This is a genomic window from Luteipulveratus flavus (genome assembly GCF_029439465.1).
Taxonomy (GTDB): domain Bacteria; phylum Actinomycetota; class Actinomycetes; order Actinomycetales; family Dermatophilaceae; genus Luteipulveratus; species Luteipulveratus flavus.
This window is the reverse complement of the sequence record NZ_JAROAV010000001.1, coordinates 36,146-55,004: the sequence shown is the minus strand read 5'-3', so window position 1 is coordinate 55,004 and position 18,859 is coordinate 36,146. Positions and strand designations below refer to the sequence as shown.

General features: G+C 72.3%; 23 protein-coding genes. 13 read left to right on the top strand and 10 right to left on the bottom strand.

The features are described 5' to 3' along the window. The first annotated feature begins 43 nt into the window (after window positions 1-43). Window positions 44-760 carry a response regulator transcription factor gene (locus tag P4R38_RS00290; protein ID WP_277190434.1) on the top strand — a complete coding sequence of 239 codons (717 nt, stop codon included), beginning with the start codon at window positions 44-46 and terminating at the stop codon, window positions 758-760. After that, complete coding sequence (locus tag P4R38_RS00285) at window positions 757-1,884, top strand: sensor histidine kinase (RefSeq protein ID WP_277190433.1); 1,128 nt, start codon at window positions 757-759, stop codon at window positions 1,882-1,884. Before P4R38_RS00290 ends, P4R38_RS00285 begins: the two co-directional genes overlap by 4 nt. Here P4R38_RS00285 and P4R38_RS00280 read toward each other — a convergent pair. Continuing rightward, entirely contained in the window at window positions 1,856-2,872 is a 1,017-nt protein-coding gene (locus P4R38_RS00280; RefSeq protein WP_277190432.1) for an NAD-dependent epimerase/dehydratase family protein, read from the bottom strand. The genes P4R38_RS00285 and P4R38_RS00280 overlap by 29 nt on opposite strands. Window positions 2,873-3,004: 132 nt before the next feature. Then, window positions 3,005-4,183: a sterol desaturase family protein gene (locus P4R38_RS00275; RefSeq protein WP_277190430.1), complete on the bottom strand. Its 1,179-nt coding sequence runs from the start codon at window positions 4,181-4,183 to the stop codon at window positions 3,005-3,007. 160 nt (window positions 4,184-4,343) lie between these two features. Between P4R38_RS00275 and P4R38_RS00270 the strand changes: the two genes are divergently transcribed. Together P4R38_RS00270 and P4R38_RS00265 are read left to right on the top strand one after the other, a co-directional pair. Next, on the top strand, window positions 4,344-4,925 hold the full coding sequence (locus tag P4R38_RS00270; RefSeq protein WP_277190429.1) for a dihydrofolate reductase family protein: 582 nt from the start codon (window positions 4,344-4,346) through the stop codon (window positions 4,923-4,925). Between the two features lie 143 nt (window positions 4,926-5,068). After that, window positions 5,069-6,013: a quinone oxidoreductase family protein gene (locus P4R38_RS00265; protein ID WP_277190428.1), complete on the top strand. Its 945-nt coding sequence runs from the start codon at window positions 5,069-5,071 to the stop codon at window positions 6,011-6,013. 121 nt (window positions 6,014-6,134) lie between these two features. Here P4R38_RS00265 and P4R38_RS00260 read toward each other — a convergent pair whose 3' ends face one another. Next, a complete protein-coding gene (locus P4R38_RS00260) occupies window positions 6,135-6,968 on the bottom strand; it encodes an SCO6745 family protein (RefSeq protein ID WP_277190427.1) in 834 nt (277 codons plus the stop codon). A gap of 182 nt (window positions 6,969-7,150) precedes the next feature. On the opposite strand from P4R38_RS00260, the gene P4R38_RS00255 reads away from it, so the two are divergent. Further along, on the top strand, window positions 7,151-8,629 hold the full coding sequence (locus P4R38_RS00255; RefSeq protein WP_277190426.1) for an MFS transporter: 1,479 nt from the start codon (window positions 7,151-7,153) through the stop codon (window positions 8,627-8,629). A 43-nt stretch (window positions 8,630-8,672) separates the two neighbouring features. On the opposite strand, the gene P4R38_RS00250 is transcribed toward P4R38_RS00255, so the two are convergent. The 3 genes from P4R38_RS00250 to P4R38_RS00240 form a co-directional block, all read right to left on the bottom strand. Beyond that, window positions 8,673-9,302 (bottom strand): RICIN domain-containing protein, encoded by a 630-nt coding sequence (locus tag P4R38_RS00250; protein WP_275237251.1) that lies wholly within the window; start codon window positions 9,300-9,302, stop codon window positions 8,673-8,675. Between the two features lie 82 nt (window positions 9,303-9,384). Then, entirely contained in the window at window positions 9,385-9,876 is a 492-nt protein-coding gene (locus P4R38_RS00245) for a DUF1203 domain-containing protein (protein ID WP_277190425.1), read from the bottom strand. Window positions 9,877-9,948: 72 nt separating this feature from the next. Further along, window positions 9,949-10,866, bottom strand: a complete 918-nt coding sequence (locus P4R38_RS00240) for an SDR family NAD(P)-dependent oxidoreductase (RefSeq protein ID WP_277190424.1) — start codon at window positions 10,864-10,866, stop codon at window positions 9,949-9,951. Window positions 10,867-10,967: 101 nt separating this feature from the next. Here P4R38_RS00240 and P4R38_RS00235 point away from each other — a divergent pair, with 101 nt between their 5' ends. The 4 genes from P4R38_RS00235 to P4R38_RS00220 all read left to right on the top strand — a co-directional run bounded on the left by P4R38_RS00235 (window position 10,968) and on the right by P4R38_RS00220 (window position 13,622). Beyond that, window positions 10,968-11,813 carry a helix-turn-helix domain-containing protein gene (locus P4R38_RS00235; protein WP_275237254.1) on the top strand — a complete coding sequence of 282 codons (846 nt, stop codon included), beginning with the start codon at window positions 10,968-10,970 and terminating at the stop codon, window positions 11,811-11,813. 88 nt (window positions 11,814-11,901) lie between these two features. Beyond that, window positions 11,902-12,639, top strand: coding sequence for a phosphotransferase family protein (locus P4R38_RS00230; RefSeq protein WP_275237255.1), 738 nt, complete (start codon window positions 11,902-11,904; stop codon window positions 12,637-12,639). An 85-nt stretch (window positions 12,640-12,724) separates the two neighbouring features. Then, a complete protein-coding gene (locus P4R38_RS00225) occupies window positions 12,725-13,306 on the top strand; it encodes a nitroreductase family protein (RefSeq protein WP_275237256.1) in 582 nt (193 codons plus the stop codon). 70 nt (window positions 13,307-13,376) lie between these two features. After that, window positions 13,377-13,622 carry a hypothetical protein gene (locus P4R38_RS00220; protein ID WP_277190420.1) on the top strand — a complete coding sequence of 82 codons (246 nt, stop codon included), beginning with the start codon at window positions 13,377-13,379 and terminating at the stop codon, window positions 13,620-13,622. A 39-nt stretch (window positions 13,623-13,661) separates the two neighbouring features. Here P4R38_RS00220 and P4R38_RS00215 read toward each other — a convergent pair whose 3' ends face one another. Then, window positions 13,662-13,907, bottom strand: a complete 246-nt coding sequence (locus P4R38_RS00215; RefSeq protein WP_275237258.1) for a hypothetical protein — start codon at window positions 13,905-13,907, stop codon at window positions 13,662-13,664. A gap of 110 nt (window positions 13,908-14,017) precedes the next feature. Here P4R38_RS00215 and kynU point away from each other — a divergent pair, with 110 nt between their 5' ends. Genes kynU through P4R38_RS00200 form a run of 3 tightly spaced genes read left to right on the top strand, consistent with a single transcriptional unit; the run spans window position 14,018 to window position 15,709 of the window. Continuing rightward, window positions 14,018-15,262 (top strand): kynureninase, encoded by a 1,245-nt coding sequence (kynU, locus tag P4R38_RS00210; protein ID WP_277190418.1) that lies wholly within the window; start codon window positions 14,018-14,020, stop codon window positions 15,260-15,262. A 55-nt stretch (window positions 15,263-15,317) separates the two neighbouring features. Then, the gene (locus P4R38_RS00205; protein WP_277190416.1) at window positions 15,318-15,551 is read left to right on the top strand and encodes a type II toxin-antitoxin system Phd/YefM family antitoxin; all 234 of its coding nucleotides are present in this window, start codon (window positions 15,318-15,320) and stop codon (window positions 15,549-15,551) included. Further along, a complete protein-coding gene (locus P4R38_RS00200) occupies window positions 15,548-15,709 on the top strand; it encodes a PIN domain-containing protein (protein ID WP_275237261.1) in 162 nt (53 codons plus the stop codon). The genes P4R38_RS00205 and P4R38_RS00200 overlap by 4 nt, the downstream gene beginning before the upstream one ends. Window positions 15,710-15,737: 28 nt before the next feature. On the opposite strand, the gene P4R38_RS00195 is transcribed toward P4R38_RS00200, so the two are convergent. Both P4R38_RS00195 and P4R38_RS00190 read right to left on the bottom strand, forming a co-directional pair. Then, the gene (locus P4R38_RS00195; RefSeq protein WP_277190413.1) at window positions 15,738-16,469 is read right to left on the bottom strand and encodes a 3-keto-5-aminohexanoate cleavage protein; all 732 of its coding nucleotides are present in this window, start codon (window positions 16,467-16,469) and stop codon (window positions 15,738-15,740) included. A 4-nt stretch (window positions 16,470-16,473) separates the two neighbouring features. Further along, entirely contained in the window at window positions 16,474-17,199 is a 726-nt protein-coding gene (locus tag P4R38_RS00190) for a TetR/AcrR family transcriptional regulator (protein WP_275237263.1), read from the bottom strand. 61 nt (window positions 17,200-17,260) lie between these two features. Here P4R38_RS00190 and P4R38_RS00185 point away from each other — a divergent pair, with 61 nt between their 5' ends. Continuing rightward, on the top strand, window positions 17,261-18,139 hold the full coding sequence (locus P4R38_RS00185) for an NmrA family NAD(P)-binding protein (protein ID WP_275237264.1): 879 nt from the start codon (window positions 17,261-17,263) through the stop codon (window positions 18,137-18,139). 7 nt (window positions 18,140-18,146) lie between these two features. On the opposite strand, the gene P4R38_RS00180 is transcribed toward P4R38_RS00185, so the two are convergent. Beyond that, window positions 18,147-18,809, bottom strand: coding sequence for an HAD family hydrolase (locus P4R38_RS00180; RefSeq protein ID WP_275237265.1), 663 nt, complete (start codon window positions 18,807-18,809; stop codon window positions 18,147-18,149). Window positions 18,810-18,859: the final 50 nt, after the last annotated feature.

Sequence of the window (18,859 nt, the reverse complement as noted above, 5' to 3'; positions counted from 1 at the left end):
CGGTGGGCCGGGGCGGCGCCGACGCGCGCCTACGCTGAAGGACGTGTCCAGTGTGCTCGTCGTCGAGGACGACCCGACCGTCGCCGAGGTGGTGCAGGCCTACCTGACCCGGGCGGGGCACCGTACGACCTGGTTGGAGGACGGCGGACGCGCGCAGACGTACCTGCGCGGCCCGGCGAGCGACGACCTGGACCTGGTCCTGCTCGACCTGCTGCTCCCGGGCGTGAGCGGGCTGGACCTGTGCACGCTGGTACGCCGCGAGCGCCCCGAGCTGGCCGTCATCATGCTGACGGCCCTCAGCGAGGAGGACGACCGCATCGCCGGCCTGGAGCGGGGCGCCGACGACTACGTCACCAAGCCGTTCTCACCGCGCGAGCTGACACTGCGGGTCGACTCGGTGCTGCGGCGCGCGGTGGGCGGAGCACCCGCGCCCGCGGGTCCGGAGGTGCTGACCTGCGGTCCGCTCACCGTGGACGTCTCGGCGCGTCGGGCGGTGCTGCGCGACGAGCGGAGCGTCGAGCGCGAGCTGGGGCTGACCGTGCGCGAGACGGACGTGCTCATCCACCTGATGCGCCATCCGGGCCGGGCCTTCACCCGGGAGCAGCTGATGGAGCAGGTGTGGGGCTGGACGGTCGGCGACCAGTCGACGGTCACCGTCCACGTTCGCCGGATCCGGCAGAAGATCGAGGACGACCCCTCCGACCCCCGGCTGATCACCACGGTCTGGGGCGTGGGCTACCGGATGGACGGTGGCGCGTGAACCACACCGCGAGCATCCTGCTGACCGCGCTCGGCTGGGGAGCGGCCGGCGCGGTCGCCGCCTGGCTGGTGACCTGGCCACTGCGCAGGTGGTCGCACGCGGGCGGCCTCGCCTCGATCGCCGCGGTCGCGACGGTCGCCGCCGTGGCCGCCGTGGTGGGCAACACCCGGGCGATGTTCATCACGATGGACGACGAGTACGTCACGATCATCGCGGCGCTGGTCGCCGGGCTGCTGGCCGCGGTCGCCGCGATCGCCGCCGCGCGCACCTTCCGGCTCGACAGTGCCGCGCTCCGTCGGGCGGTGTCGGCGATCGGCGAGGGCCGGGTGCCCGAGCGCGACGCGCGGTCGGTGAGCGGTGAGCTGCGCGACCTGCGGGACGACCTGCACCGTACGGCGCGCACGCTGGCCGAGACCCGCGAGCGCGAGCAGGCCCTGGAACGCTCCCGACGGGACCTGGTCACCTGGATCTCCCACGACCTGCGGACGCCGCTCGCGGGTCTGCGGGCCATGGCCGAGTCCCTGGAGGACGGGGTGGCCGCCGACCCGGACCGCTACCACCGCCAGATGCGGGTCGAGGTCGACCGGCTGACCGAGATGGTCGACGACCTGTTCCACCTGAGCCGGCTGCACGCGGGCAGCGGGGTGGGCCGTCGCGAACGGGTGAACCTCGCCGACCTCGTCTCGGACGCACTGGCCGGGCTGGAGCCCGTGGCCGGTCTGCAGGGGGTACGGCTGGTCGGGTCCTCGCACGCGATGGCCGAGGTCGAGGGCGACAGCGCCCAGCTCAACCGCGCCCTGACCAACCTGGTCTACAACGCGATCCGGCACACCCGGACGGACGGCACCGTCTCCCTGATGGTGAGCGCCGGACCGCAGGCCGACCGGGTCCTCGTCACCGTCTCCGACGAGTGCGGCGGGATCCCCGAGGGCGAGGTCCCCCGCCTGTTCGAGGTGGGCTACCGCGGCCAGCAGGCCCGCTCGCCGCACCCGGGACTCGGGTCGGGCGCCGGGCTCGGACTGGCGATCACCCAGGAGATCGTCACCGCGCACGACGGGTCGGTGGACGTGGCGAACACCGGTCCGGGCTGCACGTTCAGCGTGCAGCTCCCGCTGGCGCGCTGAGGTCCGCGGCCAGCTCGGCCGTCCCTACGGCGAAGTCCTCGACCGGCGCCCAGCCGAGCTCGCGGCGCAGGCGGCCGGAGTCGGCGGTGATGTGCCGGACGTCGCCCAGGCGGTAGCGGCCCGTGACCACCGGCGACGGGCCTCCCATCGCGCGAGCGAGGCCCTCCGCCAGGTCTCCGACCGACCGCACCTCCCCCGAGCCGACGTTGAACGCCCGCACCCCTCGCTCCCGTCGCGCGGCCGCGACGACGACGGCCGAGGCGACGTCGCGTACGTGGACGAAGTCGCGCCGCTGACGACCGTCCTCGTACACCTGGGGCGGCTCGCCGTTCCTCAGCGAGGAGGCGAAGATCGCCGCGACGCCGGCGTACGGGGTGTCACGCGGCAGGCCCGGGCCGTACACGTTGTGGAAGCGCAGCGCCGCGACGCTGCCGTCGGTCTCTCGGGCCCAGCTCGCCGCGTAGAGCTCCTGGGCGACCTTGGAGGTGGCGTAGGCGTTGCGCGGGTCGAACGGGGTGTCCTCGTTGACCAGGGCCGGTGTCAGTGTTGTGCCGCAGTGCACGCAGCGGGGCTCGAAATCGCCTGCGGCCAAGTCGTTCTCGGCTCTCGGACGGCCGGCGACGATCCCGTGCTCGGTGCACCGACCGCGGCCCTCGCCGTACACGACCATCGAGCCGGCCAGCACCAGCCGGCGTACACCGCGGCGAGCCATGGCGGCCAGCACGGTGGCGGTGCCGACGTCGTTGTGAGAGGCGTACGCGGGCAGGTCGGCGACATCGACGCCGAGTCCCACCTTGGCGGCTAGGTGGATCACGACATCGACCCCGTCCAGCGCCTGCTCGACCGCCTCACCGTTGCGCACGTCCTGGCCGCGGCGCAGGTCGAGGACGCCGACCTCGTGGCCGGCCGCCTCGGCGGCGGCCACGACATGACGGCCGATGAACCCGTCGCCGCCGGTGATCAGCAGGGTCGGCTGGTGCTCACTCATGGCAGCACGCTAGGCGCCTCGCACCCGTTCTCCCAGAGCCGGAGCCCGTCGTTCCGCGACTCGTCACATCCGGGTCCCGAGCCGGCGCTTCGTCGGCCCACCCTGCGCTGTGGCGGTCGGCGAGCGTCCCGCCTACGCCGCTGCGGGGGCGCTGACCGGCCCGCGGGCGCGGGCCTGGCGCTGGTCGTCGGCCCAGCCGGGGCCGCGCAGCAGGTAGGACCACCGCTCTCGCCAGCTCTGGCCGTCGGCCACGTCCCGCAGCAGGTGGAGCCACGCGTGCCCGGCGATCTTCACCGGGTTGAACGTGTCGATGTTCGTGGTCAGTCCGTAGACGGGTCGGGCGTCCTCGGGCTCGAAGGTGCCGAAGAGCCGGTCCCAGACGATCAGGATGCTGCCGTGGTTGCGGTCGAGGTACTCGCTGTTGGTGCCGTGGTGGACGCGGTGATGGGACGGCGTGTTGAGCACACGTTCCAGCGGGCCGATCGACCGGACGGCCTCGGTGTGGATCCAGAACTGGTAGATCAGGTTGATCGCGCGGGCGTTCATGATGTGCGCCGGACGCACGCCGAGCAGGGCGAGCAGGCTGTACGGGACGTACAGGGTCATCGTGTCGCCCCATGGCTGCCGCAGCGCCGTCGAGAGGTTGTAGCGCTCGCTGGAGTGGTGCACCTCGTGCATCGCCCACATCCAGCGCACCTCGTGGTCGAGGCGATGGTTCCAGTAGTAGATGAAGTCCCAGCCGAGGACGGCCAAAGTGGCCGTGACGGCACTGTCCCCGAGGTCCAGCGCGGTGAGGTCGAAGAACTTCTCACCCGTCGTCCGCGCGCCCCACTCAGTCGCGACCACCAGCGCCGTGGACGCGACGGCGACGGCAGCCACGCCGCGGGTGATGCGCAGCAGGACCGGCTTGCCCTCGTACGCAACGGAACTCGCCACACCCTGCTGCGGCTCGCGGGTCTGCCGCAGCTCGCGCGGGTCCCAGTCGGTCACCACGCCGGCACGACCGAAGTCGTCGCTGCGCAGCTTGCGGACCACGTCGAGCGCCGTCGTTGCGGCCGTCGCGCCGATGGCGACCGTCATCGCGATCTTGGCCGCTTTGCCGCGCTTCGCGATCGGCCCGAGCAGAGCCTTCGACACGTACGGCGCCACCAGGCTCCCCACACCCATGGAGAGGCTGGCCATCGTGTCCTTGAGCTCGTAGTCGCCGGCGCGGGTCCCGGGAGCGACCGGATGCCTGCGCTGCCAGGCGTACTCGGCGGCCATCGCGGCGATGAACCCTGGGATGGCCAGCACGGTCAGGTCCGGCTTCATGCAGTCCTCGATCGACGACGTGGCGGAGACGACCACCACCGAGATGTGGGCGCTCCGGAGACTAGCGTGCACGGTGTCGCAGAGGGGGCGGGTCGTTCGTGGTCAGGATGAGGAGCGGCCGCCCGGTCGCCCCGACGGGACCACGGACGAGGAGCACGCCATGACCGCCATGTACACCTTCGACATCTTCTCCAGCCTCGACGGCTACGGGTCCTACCGCGAGCCGGGTGACTGGGGCGGCTACTGGGGCAAGCAGGGTCCCGAGCTGCTCGCCCACCGTCTCGCCTCGTTCGAGCCACAGCAGCGGATGGTGTTCGGCGCGAACACGTACCGCGAGTTCGTCCAGCTGCTCGCCACCAGCGAGGAGCAGCCCGAGGTACTCGACCCGTGGGTGACCCGGATGCGCCACATGCCCGCGACCGTCGTCTCCTCCAGCCTGCAGGAACCCCTCGACTGGCCCGACGCGACCGTCGCGAGCGGCGACGCCGTCGACATCGTCGGTCGGCTCAAGGAGGAGTCCGACGTGCCGCTGCGCTCGCACGGCAGCCTGTCGCTCAACCGGGCGCTGATGGCCGCCGGGCTGGTCGACCGCGTCCGGGTGACGATCTTCCCCGTCCTCACCGGGCAGACCGGTACCGAGCCGGTCTTCGGGGACATGCCCGACCTCGACCTGGAGCTGCTCGAGCAGCACACACTCGACGGCAGCACCCAGGAGCTCGTCTACCGGCCGACCCTGCACTGAGCCCCAGCGCAACCGGCCGACTCGACCGGGGCGCTGACCCTCGTGGTCGGCGCGCCGGGGATGCTGCCGGAGTGGGACACGGCGGACCCGGCGCCCGTGGACCGGTCGTCGGCTGATGCCGGTCGCTTCGTACCCTGCTCGGCATGCGCGCGGTGGGGATCGAGCGGTACGGGTCGGCGGACGAGCTGCGGATGTTGACAGTTCCCGAGCCGATTCCGCGTGGCGAGCAGGAGCTCATCGACGTCACGATGGCGGGCATCAACTTCGCCGACGTGTCGCGTCGCCGCGGCACCTACGACGTGACGACGGATCTTCCTGTCGTGCTCGGCGCCGAGGTCGTCGGGACATCCCGCACTGACGGAAGACGCGTCGCAGCGCTGACCGGTGGGTTCGGCGGATACGCCCAGGTGGCAGCAGCCGACACCGCGCTGACGTTCGATGTGCCGGACGGCGTGAGCGACGAGGCCGCCGCTGCCACGCTCCTCCAGGGCCTCACGGCGCTGTTCGTCACCCGCGTGGTCGGCGAGCTGCGTGCGGGGCAGACGGTGGCGATCCATGCAGCGGCGGGCGGTGTCGGCTCGCTCGCGGTCCAGCTCGCCGTGGGTTCGGACGCTCGGCGCGTCGTGGGGGTGGCCTCGACCTCGGCGAAACGCGAGCTGGCACGTCAGCTGGGTGCGCACGCCACCGTTGACGCGGATCCGCACGAGCTCTCCGATCGGCTGATCGACGCGAACGACGGCGCGGGGTACGACCTGATCGTGGAGATGGTCGGTGGCCGCACGTTCGAGGAGTCGGTGCGAGCGTTGGCGCCCGCGGGGCGGCTCGTCTCGTTCGGGCGGGCGAGCGGCGAGGCTCCGGCGCTCGAGGAAGCCGACGGGCGGGTGGTCGACTTCTCCCTGCTCGACATGCTGCGCTCCGACCCCCGCCGGTTGCAGGCTCCGGCGGCCGAGCTCTTCGCGGCGGTGGCCGAGGGGGAGCTGACACCGACGATCGGCGGCATCTACGACGCGTCCGCCGCCGCCGACGCCCATCGCGCGATCGAGGAGCGACGGACGACCGGGAAGCTGCTGCTGCGCATTCCGCGCTGAGTCCCGTTGCGCCACAACGACCGTGCACCAGGAGGCGACTGCTTTCTCGGTGATGACGTGTCGGTCCGAACAGCTCCGGGCGAGGCAGACCGGACGCGAGTCGCGCCCGTTCGTTTCTTCCTCATGCTGCGGCGTTCAGCACGGCCGCGAGAGGTTCGAGGTCGGCAATCAGCTGCTCGACCTCGTCCGCCGACAGGACGTCGTACGCGGGCGCGGCGAGCTCGTCGGTCAGCGCCTCGACCCGCGCCTTGGTCTCACGGCCGGCGTCGCTCAGCCAACCGGTCTCGTCGATCAGGCCGCGAGCGCGCATCCCGTCGATCACCGCGCCGAGCTGAGCCTGCGGCAGGTGGCTCACCCGGCCGAACTTCTCCGCGGGCATCCCTTCCGACAGGGCGAGCAGCACATGGCACTCCGTCCCGCCGATGCCGCACGCCATCAGCGCGGCCACGTGCCCGTCCCCGCGGTGCTCGCGCAGCAGGGTGGCAGCGTGCCAGAGCCGGTTGAGCGGCTCGGTGGGGACGGGGAGAGGCAGGAGGGCGGCGTACATCGGGCGTCCCTCGGAGCGGGCGCCGCGCCCGGCCCGGAGCGCGAGCTCGGCGGCCCGGGCGATCTCCGGGGTGGACGCGCGGTCGCCGAGGACCCGTCGTAGGGCGGCGACGCTGCCGCGCTCGCGGGCGGTGATCGCCTGCTCGGGCGTGACTCTCTCCCAGACGCTCGGGATGTGGCGGGCGACCTCGCCGGGCGCGAAGTTGTAGAACATCGCGTGCACCGCCTCAGCCGGAATGGTGGTGCCCAGCGGCGCGGCGCGGCCGGCGAAGTAGGCGTCCCAGACGCCCCGCAGCCCGAGAGCCCGGACGGCGTCGTTCGGCTCCTGCGCCATGTAGGTGATCACCCCGACCGGCTCCACCACCTCGAACAGGCGGCGGGCGGTCGTCGCGGAGGTCGTGTGCGACATCACCGATCAGCTCCCGTGGTCCGGGGCGCCCGGGACGGGCGTCCTCTCACTTGTACGACGAACGGCAGGCCCGCGAGACGACATGTCGTACGCCGTCGTGTGGGCGAGATGAAACCGCCGTGAAACCGAGCCTCCCTATGTTCGCCGAAGACATCACCGCCGCACCCGACAGGAGGCCCGTCATGACGGACACCACGACCGCCACCCAGACCCCGACGACGACATCGTCGCCGTCGTCCCACACCTACACGTCGCTGCGTGCGGCGTGGATCCCGCTGGCTGCCCTGTGCCTGGCGTTCTTCGTCGAGATGGTCGACAACACGCTGCTGTCCATCGCGCTCCCGACCATCGGCCGCGACCTCGGCAGCGGCACGACCTCGCTGCAGTGGGTGACCGGTGCGTACTCGCTCACCTTCGGCGGGCTGCTGCTGACCGCGGGTTCGGTGGCCGACCGGTGGGGACGGCGACGCGTCCTGCTCATCGGGCTCGCCGCGTTCGGGCTGCTCAGCCTCGGCGTCCTCGCGGTGCACACAACCGGCGCGCTCATCGCCCTGCGCGCCGCCCTCGGCGTCGCGGCCGCCGCGATGGCGCCGATCACGAACTCGCTGGTCTTCCGGCTGTTCGACGACAAGGCCCTGCGGATGCGCGCGGTGACGGTGATGATCGTCGTCGGCATGTCCGGGTTCGTCCTCGGCCCGCTGCTCGGCGGCACCGCCCTCGCCCACGTGGGGTGGGAGTGGCTGCTGCTGGTCAACGCGCCGGTCGCGCTGATCGCCTGCATCGGCGTCCGCCTCGGCGTGCCCGCCGACCGTCCCGAGGACCTCACCCGCGACGCCCTCGACCTGCCGGGCGCGCTGCTGAGCGTCACGATGATCGGGCTCGCCTGCTGGTCGCTGACCAGCGGCGTGCAGCACGGCTGGCTGTCGGCGGTCACGCTCACCTCGATCGGCGGCGCGCTCGCCGCCGCGACGGCCTGGGTGTGGCACGAGCGGCGCACGGCCTCACCGATGCTCGACCTCGGCGTCCTGGCCAACGGCACGGTGCGCGGCGCGATCCTCGCCCAGATCGGGACCGCCATCGCGATGGCCGCGGTGATGTTCGGGCTGATCCTGCACTTCCAGTACGCGTACGGGTGGACGCCCGTCCGCGCCGGCCTGGCGAACCTGCCGATCATCGTCACGATGATCCTGGCGACGCCGCTGTCGGAGTGGCTCGGCAAGCGGTACGGCCACCGCGTCGCCTCCCTGATCGGCGCGATCTTCCTCGCCGCCTCACTCGCGGTGCTGGCCTGGGGCGTCTCGCACGGCTACCTCGCGATCGCGGTCGCCATGGTGCTGATGACGATCGGGCTGCGCACCGTCATGACCATCTGCGCGGTGGCCCTCGTCGACGCGATGCCAGCCAACCGGACGTCGATGGGCGCCGCGCTCAACGACACCGCGCAGGAGGTCGGGACCAGCGTCGGCACCGCACTGGTCGGGACGCTGATCGCCGCCCTCGTGACCGCGACGCTTCCTGCCGGGACGTGGAGCCACGCGCTGGTGACCTCGTTCTTCCACGGCGAGCGCATCACGTACGCCGTGCTGTCGGTGGTCGTCGGCGTGATCGCGGTGGCCGGTGCCCTCACGCTGACCGACTCCCACGCGGTGGAGGAGCACTGACCCCCACCGCGTGGGAGGGCTGCGGGCACCGGTCTCGCGGCAGCTAGTCGATCCGAACCTGTCCGGGCCGCAGGATGTCCCAGGCCTGGTTGCCGATGTTCCAGTCGGTGGTCGAGCCGACGCAGTCCCACTCCTGCAGCATCGCCTGCACGGGTGGGCGGCCACCCGCACTGTTCGCGGCGTCCAGGCACCGGCCGGTCCGGCGGTTGACGATCAGCATCTGGTTCACCCCGGTGGTGCAGATGCCGTTCGAGCACCGGGTGCCCGACAGCCACCGGGTGGTCCACTCGGCGGGCGCGTACCCCGCACTGCAGTAGGGATACTGGATGATCGGCGTCCCGTTGCCGTACGAGCCGGAGCGCCAGTCCAGCATCAGGCACTGCCCGGAGTGGCGCGCGCGGATGCGGAAGTACCCGCCGCCGCTGTCGAGCAGGTCGAACTCCTGTGAGGCGCTGGTGTTGTTCGGCCAGAGGAAGACCCGCTGGTACGCCGCCGTGGACGCCCAGATCACGTCGGCCTTCAGGCCACTGAAGGAGTTGGTGATCTCGTACTGGTAGCGGTCGTCCGCCTGCGCGGGCGCGGGCGACAGAGCCGGTGCGGCGACGGCGAGTGCGGCGGCGGACGCCAGCATCGCGGCTGTACGACGGGACGGTGTACGACGTGTCCGGAACATGATTCCCCCTGTGGTCGGTCGTGCTTCCAGGAGGTCGCTGCCGGCCCGCGCGATACGACCCTCGCGGCACGGCGCAGGAGGCTCAGCGGTCAGAGTCCTCCGGGGTCGTGGCGGCGAAGCTGAAGCACTGCGAGGTCACGTTGTGCGCGTGGACCTCGCGGACGCGTGGGTCGGCCAGGACCGTCTCGATGGCCGTGGCGAGTCCGGCACCGGCGCGCACGAGGCGGTTCCGGTCGTACACCTGGGTGTTCACCCGACCGCCGTCGTCGCCGAAGGCGCGGATCACCTGGTCGCGCTCCTCGAACTGGACGGGGAAGCCGCCGTCGTGGCCCGGGCAGCCCTCGACGTGGACGACAACAGGTCCGGTCTCGCGGTACGGGCCGGACCATGCGAACGGCGAGTAACCGATGACGGCGAGTCGGTCACCCGGCCGTGAGTCCTGCAGGCAGCAGCGCAGTCGCCACCCGCCCTCCTCGTCCTCGAACGGCTCGATCGCGGCGCCGGTGTCGTCCCGGCCCGTCGCGAGCATCGTCAGGAGGTCGGCGCCGGGCATCCCGGTGATGAGAAGTGTCATGCTCCGAAGACGCCCGCGGCCGCCGAAACGTGAGGTCGGCTCGCCGAGCCGACCGGCCACCGCCGCCCAGACCTACCGGCGGGCGGCCTCGAGCAGCTGAGCGGTCGCGTCCCAGAGCCGCGCCTCCCGGTCCCGGTCGTGGGCGAAGGGCTTCACCTCGGTGACCTTCCCGCGAACGACGAAGGCGCCGTCCCGCACGTCTGCCCACCGGTCGTCGAGGGCCATGGACGCCAGCACGGGGCCGGACCGCTCCGGCGTTGCCACGCCGGGCAGGCGAGCCAGCCCGCGTCCGATCCGCTGGACCGGCTCGGGGGCGTCGCGGCCCAGGGCGGTGCCGGGCATCCAGCCGGGCTCGAACACCGCAACGCCGGCCTTCTCGCCGATGCGGCGCTGGAGCTCGTGGGCGTAGTAGAGGATGGCCAGCTTGGCGTCGGAGTACGCGACGCCGGCGGCCTCGGTGCCCGGGTTGTCCTCTCCCCCAGCGGGTCTCGCCAGCTCGACCGGGTCGCGCCAGTCGGCAGCCGGGACGTGCAGGAGCCGCCGCCAGACGTTGGCGTGGTAGGTGTTCGAACCGATCAGCAGGATGCGGGCGTGGTCGGCGAGGGCGTCGACCAGGTCGCCGATCAGCTGGGCGTGCGCGAGGTAGTTGACGGCGAACGTCATCTCGTAGCCGTCCGCCGACGCGAGACGGGTGTCCGTCGTCATGGCCCCGGCGTTCGCCACCAGCGCGTCCACCGGGCCCACCCGGCCCTCGTCCACCAGGGATCGCACGACGCCTGCTGCTGCGCGCACGTCGGCGAGGCGCGACAGGTCGCAGCCGATCTCGTGGACGTCGACGCCGTAGCGCCGTGCCTCCTCGCCGACCCCGCGCAAGGCCGGACCCTCCCGTCCGACGAGGAGGAGGTGGTGCAGCTTCGGGTTGTGCGCGAGCGCCAGAGTGGTGGCTCGTCCGAGGCCGCGCGTCGGACCGGTGATCAGGACTGTCGTCATGCCTCGAGCGTGCGCGCGGCCCCGGCCCCACACCAGGTCCCTCCTTGTCGTAGGAACGACAGGGCCACCTTCGTCCGGGCCTCCGGGGGCAGACTGGCGGGATGGAGTCACTGGACCTCGGCAGCGCCCTGCGCCGGTGGCGCGACCAGGTCACGCCGCAGTCGGTGGGCCTGCCGGTCGGGCAGCGTCGGCGCGCTGCGGGCCTGCGCCGCGAGGAGCTCGCCCTGCTCGCGGGCATCTCCCCCGACTACCTCACCCGGCTGGAGCAGGGCCGCGCGACGGCGCCCTCGACGCAGGTCGTCGCGTCGCTGGCCCGGGCGCTGCGCCTCTCGGACGGCGACCGCACTCTGCTGTACGAGCTCGCCGGCGTGGCCGTGCCCGGCGCCGAGGTCGTCCCCTCACACGTACCCCCGAGCGTCCAGCGCATGCTCGACCGCCTGGCCCACACGCCTGTCGTCGTGTACGACGCCACCTGGACGCTGGTGACCGCCAACGCGCACTACGACGCCCTGATGGGCGACACGACGGGCTGGCGCGGCCTGGAGCGCAACGCCGTGTGGCGCCACCTCAACGGCCTTCCGAGCCGGGTGGTCCACACCCCCGAGGAGCACGCCCGGCACGTGGCGCTCCTCGTCGCCGACCTCCGGCTGACCACGGCCCGCTACCCCACCGACCGGAGGCTGCGGCGCCTCGTCCACGAGCTCGGTGAATCCGCACCGGGGTTCGTCGCGCTGTGGGAGGCGCCCACGCCCGCACCGCCCGCCGACCGGTCGCGGCGCAAGGTCGTCGACCATCCGGACGTCGGGCGGATCACCCTCGACTGCGACACCCTGCTCGTCTCTCTCGACGACCTACGAATCTCGGTCTACACCGCCGAGCCCGGCACCGAGGATGCCGACCGGCTGGCGCTCGCCCTCGTCCTGGGCACGCAGTCCCTCGTCACGTAGACCGCAACGACCCGGCGTGCGGTCGCCCGCTGCCGGCTGCACCGCAAACGGGTGGCGACCGTGGATCATGCCGACGCAGGATGGAGGTATGACCGAGGTCGATGTCGTCGTTGCCCACAGCGAGCGCGCGACGCTGCGGGTCGGTGACACGTTCCTCAAGATCGACAGCGACCAGGAACGCCTGGACGTCGAGGCCGAGGCGATGGCCACGGCGCCGGTCCCGACGCCGCAGATCCTCTGGCGCAAGCCGCACGTGCTCGCCCTCGCCGCCCTACCGGGCACGGCGCTCGGCAGGCTCGGTACGCCGTCGCCCGCCTCCCCGGCGGCATGGGCGGCCGCGGGTGCCGTCGTACGGACGCTGCACGACGCGCCTCTGCCAGCGCGGCCCGGTCAGGACGTCGACGCGATCAGGTCCCACCTCGACGCCGAGTGCGAGTGGCTCGTCGGCACCGGCGTCCTGCCCGCCGACCTGGTCGCTCGGAACCGCCGCGTCGCCGAGACCGCCCTGCGCCCGTCGACGCCGGTGTTCGTCCACGGCGACCTGCAGATCACGCACGTCTTCGTCGCGGAGGACGAGGTCACCGGCGTCCTGGACTGGTCCGAGGCCGCGCAGGGCGACGCGCACTACGACCTCGCGACCCTGACGCTCGGCCACGCAGAGCAGCTCGAGCACCTCCTCGCCGGGTACGGCGACGGCATCGACGTCGACGTGGTGCGGGCGTGGTGGTCGGTACGCAGCCTGCGCGCGGCCCGCTGGCTGATCGAGCACGGCTTCGACCCGAACACGCCCGGCGCCGAGTTCGACGTGCTGCGCGCCGCGAGGTGAGGCGGGCGCGATGCCCTCGTAGGCGACCCGTCGGATTCGGGACGAACGGTCGATCGCGCGGCGGTCGTCGTCCACGATGAGGGGGATGAGCTCCACCGACGAATTGTGCGTACCACCGGACCGGCCGATCCACCCGCTGCTCGCGGCGCGGTTCAGCCCGCTGGTGTTCGACCCGGACCACGTGCTGGCCGACGCCGACGAGGACGGTCTGCTCGAGGCAGCGCGATGGGCACCGTCGGCGGGCAACTCCCAGCCCTGGATGTTCCACCTGCGGCGCCGAGGCGACCCCGGCCATGACCTGCTCACCTCCCGGCTGGCTTCGTCGTCGGCGCGCTGGGCTCCGACCGCGAGCGCCCTGGTGGTCAACCTGGCGCACCGGTTCGTGGAGGGTACGGACTGGCCGTACTCCGAGTTCGCCGACTACGACCTCGGCCAGGCGGTGGCCCACATGACGATCCAGGCCACCGCGATGGGCTTGTCGTGCCGGCAGTTCCGGGCCTTCGACCTCGCCGGACTCAGCGGCGATCTGCACGTCCCGGACGGCTGGGTGGTGGTCAGCATGACCGCGATCGGGCGGTCCCTGGAGGAGGACGCCTCCCGACAACGCCGCACACCGGCCGAGCTGCGACTCGACGGGTCCGACCGGCGCGACCCCCTTGGCCGCTGATGGCCGCCGCGTGGAGGAGCTGCCCTGCACGACGTCACCCCCGCGGCGTGCGAGACGACATGATGGGCGGATGCGGCTGCTCCGGAGGTGGTACCGGCGTCACCCCCGCTGGGGTGGCTTCGTCCTCTATCCCGTCGTCGGCGTTGTGGTCTGGCCGTTGATGGACGCGACCGGCATCTTCGGCCGGGACGGCCTCGCGGAGAGTGCCGAGACAGGCGGGATATGGGGACTCGCGATGGCCGTCGGCATGGCGACAGTGCGCGTCGTCATTCTTCCCTCGGTCGACGGCACCGACCGCACGGACGACCGTGAGTGAGCCGTACCGAGCGACCAGCCGACCGTAGCGTCGCTGAGCTCAGAGGACCGTCCGGTCCGGGTTGCGGTTGCCCTCGTCGTCGAACGGCTCCTGCCACCCGTGCTTGCGGTACGTCTTGTTGGCCCGGCCGCGCATCGACCGAGGGATCCAGTTCATCTGCGGGCCGGGCCCGCCGCGCCGAAGACGCCACAGCGTCAACGGGATTCCGATCAGCACGATGAGCCCGGTGGCCCACCAGGAGAAGTGACCGCCGGAGCTGCTCCCCACTGCTGCGAACGTCCTCATCGTCGACCACTCCCCGTCCCCGTTGGTCGCCCTGACCTGCCGGGCGCTGTGGGAGCCGAGCCTAGTGCGATCCGGTGGACAGGCCGGGCGACGCACACCACCCTTGGGGCGTGACTTCGATCGACATCTCCCACTGCCGTGAGCTCGACCACCGTGATGACCTTGCCCACCTGCGCGACGAGTTCGTGCTCCCCGAGGGTGTGACGTACCTGGTGGGCAACTCGCTCGGCCCGATGCCGCGCGCGGTCCCGGAGCGGATGCAGGAGGTCGTCACCCGGGAGTGGGCGCAGGGTCTGGTCGGCAGCTGGAACGATGCCGGCTGGTTCGACCAGCCGCTCACCCTCGGGGACCGGCTCGCCCCGCTCGTCGGCGCCGGCCCCGGCCAGGTCGTCGTCTGCGACACGACCTCGCTGAACCTGTTCAAGGTGGTCGGTGCGGCGCTGCAGCTGCGGCCGGAGCGTCGCACGATCGTGGCCGAGGCGTACGGCTTCCCGACCGACGTCTACATGCTGGAGAGCATGGCGACCTGGACCGGCCAGCACCGCCTCGCCCTGATCGAGCAGGGCGGCGCGCAGCTGGACGACCTGCTCGATCAGGGCGACGTCGCGGCCGTCGTGCTGAACCACGTGGACTACCGCACCGGCGACCTGCTGGACATGGCCGCCGTCACCGAGAAGGTCCACGCCGCAGGCGCACTCGCGATCTGGGACCTGTGCCACAGCGCCGGCGCGCTCGAGATCGACCTGCCCGGGTGCGACGTCGACTTCGCCATCGGCTGCACGTACAAGTACCTCAACGCCGGCCCCGGCTCGCCCGCCTACCTCTACGTCGCGCCGCGCCTGCAGGCCGACGCCGTCCAGCCGCTGTCCGGGTGGCACGGCCACGCCGCGCCGTTCGCGTTCACGACGTCGTACGAGCCGGCCGCGGGCATCTCGCGGTTCCGCACGAGCAGTCCGTCGATCCTGTCTTTCCCCCCGCTGGCCGCGAGCCTGGACCTGTTCGCGTCGGTCGACATGGCCGCCGTACGCCGCAAGAGCCAGGCGATGACCGACCTGTTCATCGCCCTGGTCGACCAGGAGCTCGGCGACGCGGTCGAGGTCGCCTCCCCGCGCGACGCCGACCGGCGCGGCAGCCAGGTCGCGCTGCGGCACCCGCACGGTTACCAGGTGATGCGCGCCCTGATCGAGCGCGGCGTCCAGGGCGACTTCCGCGCACCGGACCTGATGCGGTTCGGCTTCACCCCGCTGTACCTGCGGTACGAGGACGTGTGGACCTGCGTGGCGACCGTGCGCGAGGTGCTGGAGACCGAGACGTGGCGTAGCCAGCCCGAGCCCTCGGTCACCGCCGCCACCTGAGCCGCCGACCCTCTGGTTCTGGTCAGATCTGGCCAGATGTTCGTACGCTCGTGTCATGCCGACGGTGAACATCTACGACGCCAAGGCGACGTTCAGCCGGCTCATTGCCGCAGCCGAGGCGGGCGAGACCGTCGTCATCGCGCGCAACGGGAGGCCAGTGGCACAGCTCGGTCCCATCGCGCCGGTCGACCGGCCCGTCACGTTCGGCGACCTGAAGGGCCAGGTCGCGATCGGCGACGACTTCGGCGAGTGGACCGACCAGGACGAGCGCGACTGGTTCGGCGCGTGAGGGTCCTGCTCGACACCCAAGTCCTGCTCTTGGACACCCTGCCGCTGCTCCATCGCGATCCGTTCGACCGGATGCTCGTCGCTCAGGCGATGTGCGAGGACATCCCCTTCCTCACCGTCGACCCCCGCTGCCTGGAGTACGACGTTCCGACGCTCTGAGCCCGCGGCGCGGCCCGCGCGGCTCCGGTCAACCGCCTGGGCGACGTGCCAACCGCACGGCATCTCGGACGAGCTGGGCGTTGCCCTGCGCGGGCTCGCCGTCGGGTCCGACCAGGCAGTCCTCGAGTCCGATGCGGGTGTCCAGTCCCCACGCGACGGCACGTTCGACGGCGGGCCAGGTCGAGCGTCCTTCGCCGTGCAGCAATACGGGTAGCGCCGGCTCGCTCAACCTGACCGCCGCCACGAGCTCCCTCGCCATCGCGTCCACCTCGTTCGCGTCGGCGACGTCCGGCAGCTCGATGAGTGCGCGCAGACACCGACCCCGGTACGGCGACCGTCGCCACGCGGCGAGGCCGTCCCGGTGCCAGATGCCGGCTTCGACACCGACACCGCGTCCGAGGAGAGCAGCGGCGACGTCGTCCGCTCCCTCCTCGTGCCAGTTCAGCGAGGCGAAGTCGGGGAGCGTCGTCCACGCATCGATGGCCGCGACGCGCTCTGCGGCGTCCGGCATGGCCCAGGCTCCCGTGGTCGCACCGACCGGCACACCCGGGCAGGCCGCCCGGATCGCTGCGACGAAGCGCTCGACGTCATCGGCACGGAGGCTGTCGGCGCCGGACTCGTCCTTGGGATGGACGTGGACCGCTCCGGCGCCGGCGCGCACCGCCGCTGCTGCCTCCTGCGCGATCAGCGCCGGATCGGCGGAGAGGCGCGGATGGTCCTCGAGCGGACGGGGACCGTTCGGGCAGACCTTGATGAGCACGCCATCACGGTACTGACGGGGAGGCGGACGCAGATCGGTCGAGCCACTCCTCCAGCAGGGCGTGCTCAGCGGCGGACAGGCCGGGGAGGTCCGGCGCGATCGCCCTGAACGCCAGTGCGATCGAGACGGCGTCCCTGGCCGAGGCCGCGGGCGCGTCCGTCAGGATCTCCCGGCAGAGCGCGTCGAGCATGGCGTCGGCGAGCCCGAGGTCGCGTCGGTCCGTCGGGGCGGCGAGCACGGTGAGGACGGCGCCGACACCGGCGGCGTGGACCATCTCGACGGCGCGCTGCTCGGGTACGCGGAGCCGGCCGGCCGCCGTCACACGATGGATACGCTCCGCCAGCACGCGCATCCCCTCGGCGGCGGCCGCGGACGTCCGTCCGGGGGTGACGAGCAGGACGAAGAGGTCGGGGTTGGCCAGGCCGAACTCCACGTACGTCCGCCACCCCTCGCGCAGCACGTCGACCGGGTCCGCGGCCTCGTCCGAGCGGGCGGTCTCGCGCTTGGCCGTGACGTAGGTGGCCATCACGTGCTCGGCCACCGCGTCGAGCAGCCCGTCCTTATCGCCGAACAGCCGGTAGATCGTCGGCGCCTGGATCCCGGCCGCCGCGGCGACCGCCCGGGTGGTGACGCCGTCGGCGCCCTGCTCCCGCAGCAGTCGTGCGGTCACGTCCAGGACGGTGGTCCGTAGGTCCGCCCGGGGCGGGGTGTCGGTGGAGCGCAGGTTCACCCGACCATGATATCAGTGTTAACGTCGGTATCGTTCCATTGATAACACCTGAGGAGTAGCGATGATCGTCATCACCGGCGCCACTGGACGACTCGGCGGCCAGGTCGTGGAGCGAGTGCTGCAGCGCGTGCCCGCCGAGCGGGTGGGCGTGAGCGTCCGCGACGCCGCCAAGGCGTCCGGCCTCGCCGACCGCGGGGTCCGCGTCCGCACGGCCGACTTCACCCGCCCGGCCGGCCTGGAGCAGGCGTTCGAGGGCGCCGAGCGCGTGCTCGTCGTCTCAGCATCGATGGTGGGGTCGCAGGCCGTCGAGGCGAACAGCGCGGCGATCGACGCCGCGAAGGCCGCCGGCGCCCAGCGCATCCTCTACACCAGCCACCAGGCTGCTTCGGACCACTCGCTGTTCGGGCCGCAGCCGGTGCACGCCGCGACCGAGCGCCACCTGGCCGCCGAGGGTGTGCCGTACACCGCGCTGCGCGACGGGTTCTACGCGAGCACCCTCGAGTACTACGTGCCGGACGCGCTGGAGACCGGGTCGTTCCGGCTGCCGGCGGACGGGCCGACCGCGTGGACCGACCACGCCGACCTCGCCGACGTCGCCGCGGCCGCCCTCACCGCCGAGCCGGACGTGGACGACGCGCTCGACGGCGTCAGCCCGCCGCTGGTCGCACCGACGACCTGGGACTTCGCCGGCGTCGCCGAGGTGCTGAGCGAGCTGACCGGGCGCACCATCACCCGTGAGGTGGTCGACGACGACGAGTGGGTCAGGTCGATGGCCGCGAGCGGGATGCCGCAGGAGCGGGCCGAGTTCACGCTCGGCATGTTCCGGGCGGCCCGGGCCGGCGAGTTCGACGTCACCGACCCGACTCTCGAGCGCCTCATCGGCCGACCCGCCACCCCCGTCCGCGCGACTCTCGACCGGCTGGTCCGGCAGCACGCCTGACGGAGAGTCAGCGCAGACTGCGCAGGTGGTCCCAGTCGGCGTCGATCAGGTCGGCGACGGTGTCCACCACGAGCTCGGCGCCCGCGGCGGTCAGCTCGGCCGCGTCGAAGCCGCCCGTGCGGACGGTGAGGGTCGGGGCGTCGATGGCCTTCGCCGCCTCGACGTCCCAGGTGCTGTCGCCGACCACGATCGCCGAGGTGCCGCCGGCGGCGTCGAGTGCGACCTTCAGAATGCCGGGGTCGGGCTTGGACGCGTCGGCGTCGGCCGACGTCGTGACCGCGTCCACGTCGTCGCGGGTGACGCCGATGGCCTCGATCGCCGTGGCGGTGAACCGCTCCTTCCCCGACGACGCGAGCGCGACCTTCAAACCGCGCTCGCGCAGGGCGCGCACGAGCTCGCCGGCGCCGTCGAAGGGGTGCACGTCGTCGACCAGCTGCGCGTACGCACGCTCCCAGCCCTCGCGGACGCGGTCGCCACAGCGCCACTCGGTCTCCTCGTCGGTGACGTGCGGTACCAGCCGGTCGCCGCCCATGCCGATCGCCCGGTGGACCGTCCACAGCGGCGGGTAGAGCCCCTCGTCGGCGAAGGCCTTCGCCCACGCAATGGTGTGGTGGTACGAGGAGTCGATGAGCGTGCCGTCGACGTCCAGCAGCACGGTGTCAGCGGTCACGGCGGGAACCTCCATGTTCGTCGGGGCAGTGCTCCCCACCCTTCCCGATG